This is a genomic window from Brevundimonas sp. UYEF29 (genome assembly GCF_040546195.1).
Lineage (GTDB): Bacteria > Pseudomonadota > Alphaproteobacteria > Caulobacterales > Caulobacteraceae > Brevundimonas > Brevundimonas huaxiensis.
The window spans coordinates 69233-83985 of sequence record NZ_JBEPNH010000007.1 but is presented as its reverse complement, the minus strand read 5'-3'; the positions used below and the strand labels follow the sequence as shown (position 1 = coordinate 83985).

The following is a 14753-nucleotide window of genomic DNA, read 5'->3' as shown; positions in this document are numbered from 1 at the left end:
GCGCATGGCCAGCATCACCTATATCGAGCATGACGGAACCGAGCACGTCGTCGACGTGAAGCCGGGGCTGAGCGTCATGGAAGGCGCGATCCGCAACAATGTGCCGGGCATCGACGCGGACTGCGGCGGGGCCTGCGCCTGCGCCACCTGCCATGTTTATGTCGACGAGGCCTGGCGCGAGGCGACGGGCAAGCCGTCGGCGATGGAGGAGTCGATGCTGGACTTCGCCGAGGAGGTCGAGCCGAACAGCCGCCTGTCGTGCCAGATCCGGGTGTCGGACGCGCTGAACGGCCTGATCGTGCGGTTGCCGGAAAACCAGCACTGAGATGATCGACGCGCGGCTGATCGACAGGATCGGCCGATGGATCGAGCAGCGCGCCGAGGCGATGGGCCGGGACGGTCCGCCGCCGATCCTGGGGATCGCGGGATCGCAAGGGTCGGGAAAATCGACACTGGCCAAGGCCGTCGCCGAGCGGTTCGGCGGGGCGAGTCTGTCGATGGACGACGTCTATCTGACGAAGGCGGAGCGGGCGGCCATGGCGGCGCGGGTTCATCCGCTGTTCGCCACGCGCGGGCCGCCGGCGACGCATGATCTGGACCTTCTGAACCGTCTGCTGGATCGGTTGCAGACGGTGGGGCCGGACGACCTGACGCCTCTGCCGCGTTTCGACAAGCTGGCCGACGACCGCGCGGCCGTGGCGGACTGGCCTGTCGTGAAGGGTCGGCCGCGGGTCATCGTGCTGGAGGGATGGTGCCTCGGCGCGACGCCGCAGGCCGAGGGGGACCTGGTTGCGCCGATCAACATCCTGGAGGCCCGGCAGGACGTCGGAGGCGAATGGCGCAGGACGGTCAATGCGGCGCTGGCTCAGCCCTACGCCGGTCTGCGCGCGCGTTTGGAAGCCCTGATTTTTCTGAAGGCGCCGGCGTTCGATATCGTGCTGGACTGGCGCTGCGAGCAGGAGGCGGGGCTGAGGGGGCAGGAAACCGTCTCGCCTGAGCGTCGTGCGGCCTTGGCGGTCTTCATCCAGCACTACGAAAGACTGAGCCGTCACATGATGGACGGCGGCGTGGCCGCCGATGTCATCGTCGATCTGGATCGACAGCGCCGGATCGTCGGCTTGGCGAGCGCCGATCAGCCGGTTTAGGCGACGGGCGTCAAAGGTCGGCGGGCATGGAGCCGGCGTTGATGGCGATGCGGCCCACCAGCCCCTTGACGATCAGGTCCAGGGCCGACCCCTCGCGATAGTCGGCGGCGGCGACGAAGTTCACCCGGTCCTCCGAGATCAGGGAATAGACCTTTTTCTGATCCCGTTCGTTCGAGCGCGGGTCATAGACGGCGATCGAAAAGCCGCCCTTGGTGTGCATCATCTTCATGGTCGGCACGTCGGTGTCGCCGTCGCCGATGAAGATCATCCGGTCGAAGGGCACGGCGCGCTCGTCGTCAGGGATGAAGTGGTTGATGCGTTCGTGCTCCCAGTGGTTCTTCACGCCCTTGTTGATGCGGAACAAATACTGGGTCTTGGTGGTGTAGTTGACGCCGACCGCCGGCCAGGCGGCCTCGCCCTTGTCGTCATAGACGTAGTGGGAGGCGAAGACGTGGGTCAGGGCGGGGCGGATCGGCGTGCCGTCGATCATCTCCTCCAGCCCGGCGGAGATGATGTAATGCTCGATCTCCAGCCCGTATTTGGCCCCGAAGGCGTTCATCCGGTCGAACCAGCTGAGATCCTTCAGCCCCTCGAACAGGGCGACGGCCTCGCCGTGCTGGCGCAGGGTCTCGCGCGTCACCGGGGCGCCGTTCTGACGCGCGTGGTGCAGCATCAGCTGCATGTACATCAGGATGCCGTCGCCGTCGGCGTCCTTGGTCAGGCGCTCGGCCTCTTCCCAGAAGGCGCCGATGCCCATGCCGACGGAGGGGATGAAGGACACCTCCTGCATATTGCCGCGCGCCAGGGTGCCGTCGAAATCATAGATCAGGGCGGTCTTCAGCAGCGGGGTCTTGGGTTCGGCCGTATCGGACATGGGGGCGAGATCCTTGGTGGAACCCGCCCTCTATATCAGCCCGCCGCGCCCGTCGATTGGCGCCGCTGGCCGAAGGTGGGCGCAGCCGCCTTCTGCTCGGCCCAGTAGTCGGCGCCCGTCGTCGGCTTGAACATGGTGCGCGGCGAGCCGTTGCGGGCCACGACGGCGAAGGTGTTGGTCGAGGCCTGATAGATCAGGGTGTCGCCATTGGGCCGTTTGACGGTCTCGGCATCGCGCGGAGGTTTTGTCGTGAAAGCCGTGACCTTCGTCAGATAATCCTCGGCCGAGCGCGCGCCGAAGTCTGCGCCGTTGCGGTCATAGAGACGCGCGATCTTGGCGTCGACGGTTTCGCGCCGATTGGCGGTCAGAACAGGCTTCTCCTGAGGCGTCGCAGCCTCTTCACTTGCCGTCGGCATGGACGTCAGGGCGACGGGTTCGGCGCTCGCCGTCCGATCCCGCGTCTCGACCGCCGAGCTGTTGTCGCAGCCGGCAAGCGCCAGCAGACCGCACAGAATCAGCGCGCCCCCTCCCCTCGTCAGCGTTCTCATTCTTCCCTCCAGATACCCGCTGTACGCGACGAAAGCACAACTTTATTGTTCGTGCAATGTTCTCGTCTCGACGGCGTCACGCGCGGCGGCTAGACCGGGGGCATGGACAATTGCCCCCTTTCGAACCGCAAGATCCTGCTGATCGTGGGCGGCGGCATCGCGGCCTATAAGGCGCTGGAGCTGGTGCGGCTGATCGCCAAGGCGGGCGGGCGGACGCGGGTCCTTCTGACCGAATCCGGCGCCGAGTTCGTCACACCCCTGTCGCTGGCGGCGCTGAGCGGCCATCCGGTGCGGTCAGGGCTGTTCCACCCGGACGACGAGACCAGCATGGGCCATATCGAACTGTCGCGATGGGCCGATCTGGTGGTGGTGGCGCCGGCGACGGCGGGGCTGATCGCCAAGGCGGCGAACGGCCTGGCCGACGACCTGGCCTCGACGACCCTGATCGCCACGGACAAGCGGGTGCTGCTGGCTCCGGCGATGAATGTGCGGATGTGGGAGCATCCGGCGGTCCAGGCCAATATGGAGCGGTTGAAGGCCTTTCCGGGCTTCCACGGCGTGGCGGTGGTGGGGCCGGACGACGGCGAGATGGCCTGCGGCGAATACGGGCCGGGGCGCATGGCTGAACCCGCCGCGATCCTGGAGGCCATCGATGGGTTGCTGGCCGGCGCGGCGGGACGACCGCTCGAGGGACGCAAGGCCGTGGTTACGGCCGGGCCGACGTTCGAACCGATCGATCCGGTGCGGGGCCTGACCAATCGCTCCAGCGGCAAACAGGGCTACGCCATAGCCGCCGCCCTGGCCGAGTTGGGGGCCGAGGTGACGCTGGTGTCGGGGCCGACGGCGCTGGCTGCCCCGACCGGCGTGACGCGGATCGATGTCGAGAGCGCGCTGGAGATGCAGGCGGCGACGCAGAGCGCCCTTCCCGCCGACATCGCCGTGCTTTCGGCCGCCGTCGCCGACTGGCGCGTGGACACCATCGCCGGCGGCAAGATCAAGAAGGGACCCGGCGGCCCGCCGACCCTGGCCCTGATCGAGAACCCCGACATCCTGGCCGGCGTCGCCGCGCCCGGGCCGAACCGCCCGGCCCTGGTCATCGGCTTCGCCGCCGAGACGACGGATCTGGAGGCCAATGCCCGCGCCAAGCTGTCGCGAAAGGGCTGCGACTGGATCCTGGGCAACGACGTGTCCGACGACGTGTTCGGATCGGACGGCAACGCCGTGCTGCTGGTCACCGCCGATCGGACCGAGACCTGGCCGCGCCAGTCCAAGACCGCCATCGCCCGGGCTGTCGCCGCCCGCATCGCCGATCATTTCAAGGCCCCCGAATGACTGAGACCCCGATCCAGATCCTGCGCCTGCCGCATTCCGAAGGCCTTCCCCTGCCCGCCTATGAGACGGCCGGTTCAGCGGGCATGGACCTGCGCGCCGCCGTGCCCGAGGATCAGCCGATGACCCTGGCCCCGGGTCAGCGGATGCTGGTGCCCACGGGGCTGAAGATCGCCCTGCCGCTGGGGTGCGAGGCCCAGGTGCGGGCGCGCTCGGGACTGGCTTTGAAACACGGCATCATCTGCCCCAATGCGCCGGGCACCATCGACAGCGACTATCGTGGGGAGTGCGGCGTGATCCTGGCCAACATCGGCGCCGAACCCTTCGTCATCCGCCGCGGCGAACGCATCGCCCAGCTGGTGATCGCCCGGCATGAACGCGCCGACTGGATCGAGGTCGAGACGCTGGACGAGACGGCGCGCGGGACGGGCGGGTTTGGATCAACAGGGCGGTAAAGCTCCCCGTGACACGCCCGTCAGACGCTATCGCTGCTGCATCGTGCGGCAAGGGGCATCGTTGTGTGGGTATAGACGCTCTAATCGCGTTTATGGCTACGCTAGGACCAGATGCGGGTTGGATCGATCTTGTTGAAATCTATGAGATCGCAGGAAATCGGGAAATTCCGCGGATAGATCTCAGCATCTACGGCGATCACGGCGCGTACGATCAACCTACCGAGGAACGCCGACGCTTGGCCAGAGAGCGGGTTGAATGGATGCTGGATGCAGTCTCTCTCGAGCCAAAAGTGTTCATTTTCCAAATCTGGCTAGACAGTCCGAACTAAATTCCTGGCGACTAAACCAGCGGCGCGGTCGGCTGGATGAGGCTGGCCTTGCGGCGGATATGTTCGCGCCAGGCGGTGTAGAGACCGCTGCTGGCGATCAGGGCGGCGCCGGCCAGGGTGGTGAGGGTGGGCGTCACGGCCATCAGCCACCAGCCGAAGACGATGGCGCCGACGATCTGGAGATAGTCGAAGGGCGCGACCACGGCGACCGGGGCCTTTTGCAGCGAGGCGGTCATGAACAGCTGGGCCAGGCCGCCGGCGATGCCCGATCCGATCAGCAGGGCGAAGGTTGCAGGCGCGTGCCAGTGGCCGACGAAGGGCAGCAGGATCGCCCCCACGACCGACGAGCCGACGAAGAACCAGAAGACGATGGCGGCGACGTGTTCGGTGTCGCGCAGCTGGCGCAGGGTGACGGTCACGCCGGCCGTCAGCAGGGCGGCGACCAGGCCGAAGGCGATCCCCTCCATCGGCACGGCTTGATCGGTCGAGCCCGGCCGCATGACGATCAGCACGCCGATGAAGCCGACGGCGACGGCGGCCCAGCGACGCGGGCCGACCGCCTCCTTCAGGATCAGGAAGGACAAGAGGGTGGCGAAGATGGGGGCGGTGAAGCTGAGGGTCGTGGCGTCGGCCAGGGGGAGCAGGGTCAGGGTCTGGAACACACACAGGATCGAGACGATGCCCAGGGCGCTGCGCCCGAGATGGGCCAGGGGACGGCGCGTTTTCAGACCCGACAAACCGCCCGGCTGGGTCAGCACCCAGGCCAAGACGACCGGCAGGCCGAAGAAGGCGCGGTAAAACAGCATCTCGGGCGCGACGACGCCGTCCAGCGACGCCAGTTTCAGCAACGCCGCCATGATCGAGAAACAGCCGGCCGCCGCGATGCGCAGGGCGATGCCGCGCGCAATATCCTCGCCTGACTTGGCCGTCGCCGTCACTACTCTATCCGCGCCTTTCGATGCGGCCGGAACGCCAGAGGCGCCTGGCCGTCGTGCGGCTTACGCCTGGCCGGTTTCGACCGGCTGCTGGGCGATCTGCTGCTGGCGCGCGATGTAGATGGCCGCGAAGTCGATGGGATCCAGCTGGAACGGGGGATAGAAGCCGCCGTCGGCCGTAGCGCCCGAGATGATCTCGCGCGCGAACGGGAACAGGTAGCGCGGGCATTCGATCAGCAGCAGGGGCTCGATGTCCTGCTCCTGGACGTTGGCCAGCTGGAACAGGCCGCCATAGACCAGTTCGACGTGGAAGACGGGCTGGTTCTCGTGCGTCGCCTTGATCGACAGCTTCAGGTCCAGTTCGAACAGGCCGTCGGGGCGGCCTTGGGCGGCCATTTCAACGCCCAGGTCGATGGCGGGCTTACCGTCGATGCGCAGGGATTCCGGGGCGCGCGGGTTCTCGAACGAGAAGTCGCGGACGTATTGCGCCAGGATGCGGAAGCCGGGACCGGCGGGCTGGCCCTGTTGGGCGTCGCCTTGCTGGGGCTGTTCGGCGGGAGGAGCGGCGTCGGTCATGAAACGGTCTTTGGCGCAGTTTGGGGCCGATGAGGCCGGAATGAGGCGCCGCGACTACCATGCCGGGACGCTTGGCCGCAACGTCGCGCACGCGATTGGGGGCGCGCTTCGCCTTGCCTCACCCTATATGAGCCCGTAATCACGCCAGACTAAGTGTTTGGCGCACCCGTCGTTCGCTACAGGAATCTCCTCTTGAACATGCCGGTTCAGTTCCAGGTCGTCGTCTTCGCCTTCATCGCAGCCTTCGTGCTGTTCCAGCTCTACAATGTGCTGGGCAAGCGGGTGGGCCGTCAGCCGCAGGAAGACGCCAAGATCGCGCCGCCCGGCCCGGCCCAGGCCGAAACGCCCAAAGTCGCGGCGATCGACCCGGCGACCCTGGCCTCGATCGCCAGCCTGAAGGCGCGCGATCCGGCGTTCGACCCGGCCCGTTTCCTGGACGGCGCGCGCCAGGCCTATGAAACCATCGTTCGCGGCTACGCCGCCGGCGACCGGGCCGCGCTGAAGCCGTTGCTGAAGCCGAACGTCTTCGCCTCGTTCGAGACCGGCATCGCGGCGCGCGAGACGCGTGGCGAGACCGAGACCGTCGAGTTCCTGTATCCGCCCCGGGCTGATCTGGAAGGCGCGGTCGCCGAGGGCGACAAGGCCGTGGCCAAGGTGCGGTTCCTGGCCGAACTGCGCAGCCGGGTGACCAAGGCTTCTGGCGAAACGGCGGACGCGACGACGGGCGAGCCGCTGGTCGAGGAACGCCGCACGGCCGAACACTGGACGTTCGAACGCACCCTGGGCGCGACGGACCCGAACTGGGTGCTGGCGCGCGTCGAGCCGGCCAACGCCTGATGGCGGTTCGCGGCCGGTCGGGCGGACTGGCGACGCTGACGGCCGCCCTGGCTGTCGCCGCCTGTTCGACCGGGCCGATGACGCCGACTGGGGCGACAGGGCCGCAGACGGGGCCGATACCCTATACGCCTTCGCCGAACCCGACACCGCCTCCCGCGCCGTCCGACGCCCTGAGCCCCGCCGTGCTGCCGGGCTGGAGCCAGGAGGACCATCTGGCCGCCTTCCGGGCCTATGTGGACGGGTGCGGCGCGGCGCGTGAAGAGGCCGCACGCCGGGTCTGCGGACGCGCCAAGGCCATGGCGACGACAATGACGATCACGCCGTCGCAGGCGCGCGCCTTCTTCGAGGCCAGCTTCAGCGCGATCCCGGCTCAGACGCCGGACGGGCGACCGGGCCTGCTGACCTCCTATTTCGCCCCCGAATATCCGGCACGGCGACGGCCGGACGCCGAGTTCTCGGCCCCCGTCCTGCCCAAGCCCGCCAATCCACGCGCGGCCGGCGACCGGACCTATATCGAATCCGCCGCACGGCCTGAGCAGGCCCTGGCCTGGATGCGGGCCGAGGACCTGTTCTTTCTGCAGATCCAGGGGTCGGGCTATCTGACGTTCGAGGACGGCACGCGCGGCCGCGCCGCCTATGCCGCCGACAACGGCAAGCCGTTCGTGGGCATCGCCCGACCGATGGCGCAGCAGGGATTGTTGCCGCAGAACGGCACCTCCGGCGATGCGATCCGGGACTGGCTGGCCAGCCACCGCGGCTATGAGGCGCAGGCGGTCATGGCGCTGAACCCGCGCTACATCTTCTTCCGGCTGGACCCGGACGATGACGGCCACCCGGCGGGGGCGGCGGGCGTGCCCCTGACCGAGCGGCGAGCCATCGCGGTCGACCCGGCCCACTGGCGTTATGGCGAACTGGTCTGGCTGGAGGCCGACGGGGGCAATCTGCGCGGCGCCACGGCCAGCTATCGCGGTCTGGCCATGGCGCTGGATACAGGATCAGCCATTCGCGGACCGGTGCGCGCCGACCTCTATATGGGTCGCGGCGACCGCGCGGGGGCCGAGGCCGGGACCGTGCGCCACCCCTTGCAGATGTGGCGCCTGGTCCCGAAGGGTTAGGCGACGGTCAGGGTCACCGCGATATTGCCCCGCGTGGCGTGCGAATAGGGGCAGACGGTATCCGCCTCGGCGACAAGGGCTTCGGCCTCGGCGCGATCCACGCCAGGCAGGCTGACCTCCAGCGCCACCTCCAGGCCGAAGCCCTTGTCGCTGCGCGGACCGATGCCGACCGTGGCGTTGACGGCGGCGTCGGCAGGCACCTTGGCGTGACCGCCCTGAGAGGCGACGAACTTCATGGCGCCGAGGAAGCAGGCCGCGTAGCCGGCCGCGAACAGCTGTTCGGGGTTGTTGCCGACGCCGGCGCCGCCCAGCTCCTTGGGCGTGCCCAGGGCGACATCCAGAGCGCCGTCGGTGGTGGCGGCGCGGCCGTCGCGGCCGCCCGTTGCGACGGCGGTGGTGCGGTACAGGGTGTTGATGGACATGGGGATCAGCTCCGGGAGATCATCAATATCGTGCGCGATTTAATCGCGTGATGTAATTTAGTGAGTAGAGCTGGAGGCGTCAAGCTTGCGATTGTATCGCGTGCGATTATTATCTGCCTATGACCTCACCCGCCCGCTCCCCCGCCGCCATGGCCGTCGATGACATGCTGTGCTTCGCCGCCTATTCGGCAAACCTGGCGTTCAATCGGTTCTACAAGCCTCTGCTGGACCGGATGGGCCTGACCTATCCGCAGTTCCTGGCCATGGCCCTGCTCTGGCGTGAGGACGAACAGACGGTCGGCCGGCTGGGCGAGCAGTTGTTTCTGGAATCCAACACCCTGACCCCGCTTATCAAACGACTGGAGGCGGCCGGGCTGGTGACGCGCGCCCGCGACAAGGCGGATGAGCGGGTGGTGCGCGTCAGCCTGACCGACGCAGGACGGGCGTTGGCTGTCGAGGCCGCGTGCCTGCCGCAATCGGTATTGGACGCCACCGAGATGACGCCCGAAGCCTTGACCCACCTGCGCCAAGGCCTGGGGGCGCTGCGCGACAAGCTGCGGGCCGCCCAGTCGCCGGCCGAGGGCTAGGCCAGGTCTTCGATCTCGTCTTCGGTCAGTTCGCCGGGGACGATGGTGACGGGCAGTTTGCGGCCGCCGATCTGCGCGCCTTGTTTAATGATGGCCGAGACCAGCGGGCCGGGGCCGCGCGAGCTGGTTCCGGCGGCCAGGACCAGGATCTTGATGTCGGGATCGGCGGCGACGACCTTCTTGATCGCGGCCTGGGCCTCGCCCTTCTCGATCAGGAAGACCGGCGCGGCGCCGGAGCGGGTCTGCGCCTCCTCGCCCAGGCGGTTGAGCAGGATTTCCGCCTCCTGGCGCTGCTGGCGTTCGATTTCCTCGCGCACGCCCGACCAGTGGGCGTCGCTGTCGGTCGGCAGGACGCGCAGCATAACCACGCGCCCGCCCGTCGATTTCGCCCGGCGCGAGGCGAACCGCAGGGCGGCCTCGAACTCCGGACTGTCGTCGACGACGACGAGGAACTTTCTCGGCATTGCGGCCTCCCCAGCCTGATCAGCGGCTGAAGAGGCCGTGAGACGACGGCTTCGTCAAGCGAAGACCCGCTGCTCAGCCATTCACGGCCGCCGTCGCCAGATCGCGGATCGTCGCGTTGGCGATCGTCAGTTTGGCGAAGGTCCAGCCCGAGCCGGACTGTTCGATCTCGTCCACCGAGGCGCGCACGCCCTCGACCGTCGCCTGTTTGGAGCCGATCCAGGCGTCCACGGCGGCCTCGGCCGCATCCTCGCTGACGCCGACCGACGGATCGGAGGCGCGGGCGACGGCGCGGGTCAGGGCCGCCTGCTCGTTCATCAGATCCTCGATCAGACGACGGACGGCGAGACGATCAAAATGATCCGCAGACGGAATGGAGCCGGCGGCGGCGCGCAGACGGTCGAAGTCGAAGGCGGCGCCGACCTGGTGATACAGGCGCGCCATGGCTGCGACGGGCCAGTTCGCTTCCTGCGCCAGATCCCCGATGTCGGAGGCGGCGACGAGGGGGCGCATGATGGCGATGCTGCGGGTCAGATCCTCGGGCGCGCCGTGGTCGGCGAAGCGTTTGACGCGCGCATCCAGACGCCCCTGTTCGAAGCGCGACAGGACCGGCGCGCCCTCGGCCTGCAAGGCGTCGGCGATCGGGCGGTAGCGGTCGATCAGAGCCTGGACCGACAGACCGCCCTTGGCGCGGCGGGCCAACCAGAAGGTCTGGCGACGCAGGACGACGGCGATTTCCTGATAGAGGGCGATCTGGGCCTCGGCCGAGATCTTCAGGTCCAGGGCCGAAACGGCGTCCCAGGCTTCGTCCAGACGGAAGATACGGCGCGCCGCCTCGAAGGCGATGATCAGGGCGGTGGTGTCGCATTCCGCCGAACCGCGCAGGCGGTCGGGGAAGGTCGGGCCGCACATGTTGACGACTTCGTTGGCCATGACGGTGGCGATGATCTCGCGCCGCAGACGGTGGCTCTTCATCTCCGGTTCGAACCGGGCCAGGGCCTCGGGGAAGTAGCGGACCAGGATCTGTTCGAAGAAGGGATCCTCGGGCGCCTGCGAGGCGACGATGCCGTCCGACAGCTCCAGCTTGGCGTAGGCCATCAGAACGGCCAGCTCGGGCCGGGCCAGCGGGATGCCCGCCGTCATCAGCTCCTTGACGCGGGCGTCATTGGGCAGGCCCTCGACCTTGCGGTCCAGCTTGCCGCGCGCCGACAGGCTCTGCATGAACCGCTGCTGGGCGTCCAGGGCGCCGACGCCTTCGGCCTGTTGCAGGGTCAGGGCCAGGGTCTGGTCGTAGTTGTGGGCCAGCACCTTGAGGCCGACCTCGTCGGTCATGGAGGCCAGAAGCGGCGTACGCTCCTCGGCCGGCAGGACGCCGTTGGTCACGGCCGAACCGACCAGGATCTTGATGTTGACCTCGTGGTCGGAGGTGTCGACCCCGGCGGAGTTGTCGATGGCGTCGGTGTTGATCCGGCCGCCGGCCTGGCCGAAGGCGATGCGCCCCGCCTGGGTGAAGCCGAGGTTTGCGCCCTCGCCCACCACCTTGACCCGCAGTTCGTCGGCGTTGATGCGCAGGGCGTCGGTGCCCTTGTCCCCGACCTGGGCGTCGGTTTCCGCCGCCGATTTCACATAGGTGCCGATGCCGCCCAGATAGAGCAGTTCGACCGGGGCCTTCAGAATGGCGCGGATCAAGCTGACGGGGTCCAGTTCGTCCTCGGCGATGTCCAGGGCCGCCTTGATCTGGGGTGTCAGCTGGATCGACTTGCCAGAGCGCGAGAAGACGCCGCCGCCCTCCGAGATCAGGGCCTTGTCATAGTCCTGCCAAGACGAGCGCGGCAGATCGAACAGGCGCTTGCGCTCGACCCAGCTCGAGACATGATCCGGGTTCGGATCAATGAAGATGTCGCGGTGATCGAAGGCGGCGACCAGGCGCGTCGCCTTGGACAGAAGGACGCCGTTGCCGAAGACGTCGCCGGACATGTCGCCGACGCCGACCATGGTGAAGGGCTGGGTCTGGATGTCCTTGCCCATTTCGCGGAAGTGGCGCTTGACCGCCTCCCACGCGCCGCGCGCAGTGATGCCCATGGCCTTGTGGTCATAGCCGATGGAGCCGCCCGAGGCGAAGGCGTCGCCCAGCCAGAAGCCGTAGGCGGCCGAGACGCCGTTGGCGATGTCGGAGAAGGTCGCCGTGCCCTTGTCGGCGGCCACGACCAGATAGGGGTCGTCGCCTTCCCAGGCGATGACATTGGCCGGATGGGTCACCGAACCGTCGGCGGCGATGTTGTCGGTGATGTCCAGAAGCCCGGACAGGAAGGTGCGATAGGCGCGGATGGCCTCGCCCTGAATGGCCTCGCGGTCCGTCGTACGGGGCAGTTGCTTGGGATAGAAGCCGCCCTTGGAGCCGACCGGCACGATGACCGCGTTCTTGACCTGCTGCGCCTTGACCAGGCCCAGCACCTCGGTGCGGAAATCGTCGCGACGGTCCGACCAGCGCAGACCGCCGCGCGCGACGGGACCAAAGCGCAGGTGCACGCCCTCGACGTGCGGCGCCCATACGAAGATCTCGCGATAGGGTTTGGGCAGGGGCAGGTCGTCCAGCTCGCGCGACGCGATCTTGATCGAGATGTGCGGCTTGGGCTGACCGTCGGCGTCCAGCTGGAAATAGTTGGTGCGCTTGATCGCGCCGATCAGGGCGGCGATGCGGCGCAAGGCCCGGTCGTGATCCAGGCTCTTCACGTCCTGCAGCAAGATGACGATCTTGGCGTCCAGCTCGGCGACGGCCGGCGCGCGGTCGTCGGCGGAGCCGCCCAAAGAAACGTCAGAGTGGGGCGCGAACTTGGCCTTGAACAGCGACAACAGGGCGCGGGCGACGTCGGGATATTCGCGCAGGGCCTCTTCCTGCACCGTCTGGGAGGGGTCGAGACCCGTCTGCTGGCGATAGTGGGCCAGAGTGCGGATCAGGGCGGCGTCGCGCCATTCCACGCCCAGTTCGATCACCAGGCGGTTGAAGCCGTCGCTTTCATTGCGGCCGGTCCATACGGCGGCGAAGGCGTCCTCGAACGGGCCCTTCACATCATCGAAGACCAGCGCCTCGCCGCGGGGATCCTCCATCAGGAACTCGTGGACGTGGATCTCCTCTTCGCCATGCGGGCGGATCGGATAGCCGTATTCCTCCAACGTCTTCAGACCCATATCGGCCAGGATCGGCAGGACATCGGACAGGGGCACGGCGGGGCCGCGACGGTAAAGCTTGAAGCGGAACTGCAGACGGCTGTCGTCCGGCGTGCGGAAGGCGCGCACGGCGACGGCCTTGCCCTCGCCCGGCAGGCCGGTCTCGTTCAGCCGGTTCACATATTGCAGGTCGGTCGCGGCCTCATCGGCGTCATAGCGATCGCGATAGGCGGCGCCGAAGGCGCGGGCCCATTGGGCGCTCAGCGGGCCGACGGCGACTTCCTCGACGCCCGAGCGGCGCAGGGCGGCTTCGAAACGATCGACCCAGCCGCGACCAGCCTCGGCGACGTCGGCTTCCAGCTGGGCGGCGTCCGGGATCGGGTGGGCGCCGGGCTCCACGCCGATGATGTAGTGGATGCGCACCAGGGGCGCGTCGGACAGCTCCGGATACCAGGCCGAGATGCGGCCGCCCCAGGCGCGGGCGATGATCTGGCCGATGCGTTCGCGCACGGCGGAATCGAACTTCTCGCGCGGGATGAAGCACAGGACCGAAACGAAGCGGTCGAACGGATCCTGGCGCGAGAACAGACGGATGCGCGGCCGGTCATAGAGGTGAAGGATGCCCAGGGCGATGGACAGCAGCTCGTCCTCGCTGACCTGGAACAGCTCGTCGCGCGGATAATTCTCAAGGATGTTCTTGAGGCGTTTTTCGTTGTGGCTGCCGGGCGCCTTGTCGGCGCGGGCCAGGGCGTTGGCCACCTTGCGACGCAGCAACGGCACCTCGGTCGTCAGCTGGTCGTAGGCTTCCGACGTGAACAGGCCGACAAAACGGGTCTCGCCGGTCGCCTTGCCGTCCGGGCCGTAACGCTTGACCCCGACATAGTCCATGTAGGCGCGGCGATGGACGCGCGAGCGGGCGTTGGCCTTGGCCACCGTCACCGGTTCGCTGAGGTCCAACTGGCGGCGCATCTGGCGCGTCAGGACGGCGGGTTCCGACGCGCGGCGCAGCACGGTGCGCTCGGGGTCGGCCAGGATGCCCAGGCCGTCAGTGGACAGGCCCAGCGGCGCCTCGGCCTCATAGTCGCCGTCGGCGTTCAGCGGATAGTCGTAGTCGCGCGCGCCCAGGAAGACGAAATGGTCGCTCTTCAGCCATTTCAGGAAGGCGATGTTCTCGGCCAGGACGGCGGGATCGACCGGGGGCGGGGTCTCTTCCAGACGCTGCACGGCCTGGCGCATCAGGGACGTCATGGCGTCGTGATCGGCGACGGCGGCGTGGACGTCCGACAGGCTCTGGGCCAGGCCTTCGCCCAGGGCGTCGCGACGCTCCTGCGGCACGCTGTCGATGACCAGCATGATGATCGACAGACGCCGGCCGTCCAGCTCGACCACCGGGTGGAACAGGGCGCGCACGGACACGGCGGCCTCGGCCAGGGCGCCCATGACGCTGTCGACCAGGAAGGGCGCGTCGGACTGGACGATACGCACCAGATCGTAATCCAGAACCCTTTCCGACGCGCCGTGCAGCGGGCCGACGGTGATGGCGGGAGCGGCCGCGTCGGTAGGATAGGCCTTGGCGGCGGTCCAGGAGGCGGCGAGCAGGGCGGCCAGATCCTCGCCGCTCAGCTCGGGCGTCTCATCGGCGGAATAGTCTTCGTGCGCCTGAGTCAGATAGGTCTGTTCGACTGCGCCGGGCCCGGTCCCCACGATCTTGGCGAAGGCCGCCTCCAGCGCGGCCTTGGTGATCGGCTGAACGGGTTGGCGCAGATCGTGGGCGGTCATGGACGAGCAGTCTCGAACGACGCGGCAGGGCCGCAAGGGATGCGGCGCGACGGGGCGCCACCCCCGCTGACTAGGCCAGGTCCGGTCGCTCGGGAAGCCCCCGGCGACCGTTCATTGTAATGATCAGTGATCAGGTTGGAATTATTGTGCAGCGCCACAAAGCAGAAAGCCGCCGGACTGGGGGAGTCCGGC

Annotated in this window: 14 protein-coding genes; 7 read left to right on the top strand and 7 right to left on the bottom strand. The window is 68.0% G+C overall.

Features of this window, described 5'->3' with window-relative positions:
* The first annotated feature begins 4 nt into the window (after positions 1 to 4).
* On the top strand, positions 5 to 325 hold the full coding sequence (locus tag ABIB58_RS12070) for a 2Fe-2S iron-sulfur cluster-binding protein (RefSeq protein ID WP_039246732.1): 321 nt from the start codon (positions 5 to 7) through the stop codon (positions 323 to 325).
* A 1-nt stretch (position 326) separates the two neighbouring features.
* Positions 327 to 1145 carry a kinase gene (locus tag ABIB58_RS12065; protein WP_265150624.1) on the top strand — a complete coding sequence of 273 codons (819 nt, stop codon included), beginning with the start codon at positions 327 to 329 and terminating at the stop codon, positions 1143 to 1145.
* A 10-nt stretch (positions 1146 to 1155) separates the two neighbouring features.
* Here the strand turns inward: ABIB58_RS12065 and ABIB58_RS12060 are convergent, their stop codons facing one another.
* Together ABIB58_RS12060 and ABIB58_RS12055 are read right to left on the bottom strand one after the other, a co-directional pair.
* The gene (locus tag ABIB58_RS12060) at positions 1156 to 2019 is read right to left on the bottom strand and encodes an HAD family hydrolase (RefSeq protein WP_354041128.1); all 864 of its coding nucleotides are present in this window, start codon (positions 2017 to 2019) and stop codon (positions 1156 to 1158) included.
* A 35-nt stretch (positions 2020 to 2054) separates the two neighbouring features.
* Positions 2055 to 2567, bottom strand: coding sequence for an S-type pyocin family protein (locus ABIB58_RS12055; RefSeq protein ID WP_354041126.1), 513 nt, complete (start codon positions 2565 to 2567; stop codon positions 2055 to 2057).
* A gap of 102 nt (positions 2568 to 2669) precedes the next feature.
* Here ABIB58_RS12055 and coaBC point away from each other — a divergent pair, with 102 nt between their 5' ends.
* Both coaBC and dut read left to right on the top strand, forming a co-directional pair.
* Positions 2670 to 3899 carry a bifunctional phosphopantothenoylcysteine decarboxylase/phosphopantothenate--cysteine ligase CoaBC gene (gene coaBC, locus ABIB58_RS12050; protein ID WP_354041124.1) on the top strand — a complete coding sequence of 410 codons (1230 nt, stop codon included), beginning with the start codon at positions 2670 to 2672 and terminating at the stop codon, positions 3897 to 3899.
* On the top strand, positions 3896 to 4351 hold the full coding sequence (gene dut, locus ABIB58_RS12045) for a dUTP diphosphatase (protein ID WP_265150618.1): 456 nt from the start codon (positions 3896 to 3898) through the stop codon (positions 4349 to 4351). The genes coaBC and dut overlap by 4 nt, the downstream gene beginning before the upstream one ends.
* Before the next feature lie 340 nt (positions 4352 to 4691).
* Here dut and ABIB58_RS12040 read toward each other — a convergent pair whose 3' ends face one another.
* Together ABIB58_RS12040 and secB are read right to left on the bottom strand one after the other, a co-directional pair.
* The gene (locus ABIB58_RS12040) at positions 4692 to 5618 is read right to left on the bottom strand and encodes a DMT family transporter (RefSeq protein ID WP_265150615.1); all 927 of its coding nucleotides are present in this window, start codon (positions 5616 to 5618) and stop codon (positions 4692 to 4694) included.
* Between the two features lie 60 nt (positions 5619 to 5678).
* Positions 5679 to 6191, bottom strand: coding sequence for a protein-export chaperone SecB (gene secB, locus ABIB58_RS12035; protein WP_017505358.1), 513 nt, complete (start codon positions 6189 to 6191; stop codon positions 5679 to 5681).
* Between the two features lie 198 nt (positions 6192 to 6389).
* Between secB and timA the strand changes: the two genes are divergently transcribed.
* Both timA and ABIB58_RS12025 read left to right on the top strand, forming a co-directional pair.
* Positions 6390 to 7028 carry a TIM44-related membrane protein TimA gene (gene timA, locus ABIB58_RS12030; protein WP_039246722.1) on the top strand — a complete coding sequence of 213 codons (639 nt, stop codon included), beginning with the start codon at positions 6390 to 6392 and terminating at the stop codon, positions 7026 to 7028.
* Entirely contained in the window at positions 7028 to 8143 is a 1116-nt protein-coding gene (locus tag ABIB58_RS12025; RefSeq protein WP_265150614.1) for an MltA domain-containing protein, read from the top strand. The genes timA and ABIB58_RS12025 overlap by 1 nt, the downstream gene beginning before the upstream one ends.
* On the opposite strand, the gene ABIB58_RS12020 is transcribed toward ABIB58_RS12025, so the two are convergent.
* Positions 8140 to 8559 carry an organic hydroperoxide resistance protein gene (locus tag ABIB58_RS12020; RefSeq protein WP_320442876.1) on the bottom strand — a complete coding sequence of 140 codons (420 nt, stop codon included), beginning with the start codon at positions 8557 to 8559 and terminating at the stop codon, positions 8140 to 8142. The genes ABIB58_RS12025 and ABIB58_RS12020 overlap by 4 nt on opposite strands.
* A 125-nt stretch (positions 8560 to 8684) precedes the next feature.
* On the opposite strand from ABIB58_RS12020, the gene ABIB58_RS12015 reads away from it, so the two are divergent.
* The gene (locus ABIB58_RS12015) at positions 8685 to 9152 is read left to right on the top strand and encodes a MarR family winged helix-turn-helix transcriptional regulator (RefSeq protein ID WP_265150613.1); all 468 of its coding nucleotides are present in this window, start codon (positions 8685 to 8687) and stop codon (positions 9150 to 9152) included.
* Here ABIB58_RS12015 and ABIB58_RS12010 read toward each other — a convergent pair.
* Positions 9149 to 9616 carry a universal stress protein gene (locus ABIB58_RS12010; RefSeq protein ID WP_017505361.1) on the bottom strand — a complete coding sequence of 156 codons (468 nt, stop codon included), beginning with the start codon at positions 9614 to 9616 and terminating at the stop codon, positions 9149 to 9151. The genes ABIB58_RS12015 and ABIB58_RS12010 overlap by 4 nt on opposite strands.
* A gap of 73 nt (positions 9617 to 9689) precedes the next feature.
* Positions 9690 to 14561 (bottom strand): NAD-glutamate dehydrogenase, encoded by a 4872-nt coding sequence (locus tag ABIB58_RS12005; RefSeq protein ID WP_354041119.1) that lies wholly within the window; start codon positions 14559 to 14561, stop codon positions 9690 to 9692.
* Positions 14562 to 14753 lie beyond the last annotated feature (192 nt).

Coding starts and splice junctions, on each gene's coding strand:
- secB (WP_017505358.1), bottom strand. CDS start 6,191: ATGACCGACGCCGCTCCTCCCGCCGAACAGCCCCAGCAAGGCGACGCC.
- coaBC (WP_354041124.1), top strand. CDS start 2,670: ATGGACAATTGCCCCCTTTCGAACCGCAAGATCCTGCTGATCGTGGGC.
- dut (WP_265150618.1), top strand. CDS start 3,896: ATGACTGAGACCCCGATCCAGATCCTGCGCCTGCCGCATTCCGAAGGC.
- ABIB58_RS12065 (WP_265150624.1), top strand. CDS start 327: ATGATCGACGCGCGGCTGATCGACAGGATCGGCCGATGGATCGAGCAG.
- ABIB58_RS12005 (WP_354041119.1), bottom strand. CDS start 14,561: ATGACCGCCCACGATCTGCGCCAACCCGTTCAGCCGATCACCAAGGCC.
- ABIB58_RS12025 (WP_265150614.1), top strand. CDS start 7,028: ATGGCGGTTCGCGGCCGGTCGGGCGGACTGGCGACGCTGACGGCCGCC.
- ABIB58_RS12055 (WP_354041126.1), bottom strand. CDS start 2,567: ATGAGAACGCTGACGAGGGGAGGGGGCGCGCTGATTCTGTGCGGTCTG.
- ABIB58_RS12060 (WP_354041128.1), bottom strand. CDS start 2,019: ATGTCCGATACGGCCGAACCCAAGACCCCGCTGCTGAAGACCGCCCTG.
- ABIB58_RS12015 (WP_265150613.1), top strand. CDS start 8,685: ATGACCTCACCCGCCCGCTCCCCCGCCGCCATGGCCGTCGATGACATG.
- timA (WP_039246722.1), top strand. CDS start 6,390: ATGCCGGTTCAGTTCCAGGTCGTCGTCTTCGCCTTCATCGCAGCCTTC.
- ABIB58_RS12070 (WP_039246732.1), top strand. CDS start 5: ATGGCCAGCATCACCTATATCGAGCATGACGGAACCGAGCACGTCGTC.
- ABIB58_RS12010 (WP_017505361.1), bottom strand. CDS start 9,616: ATGCCGAGAAAGTTCCTCGTCGTCGTCGACGACAGTCCGGAGTTCGAG.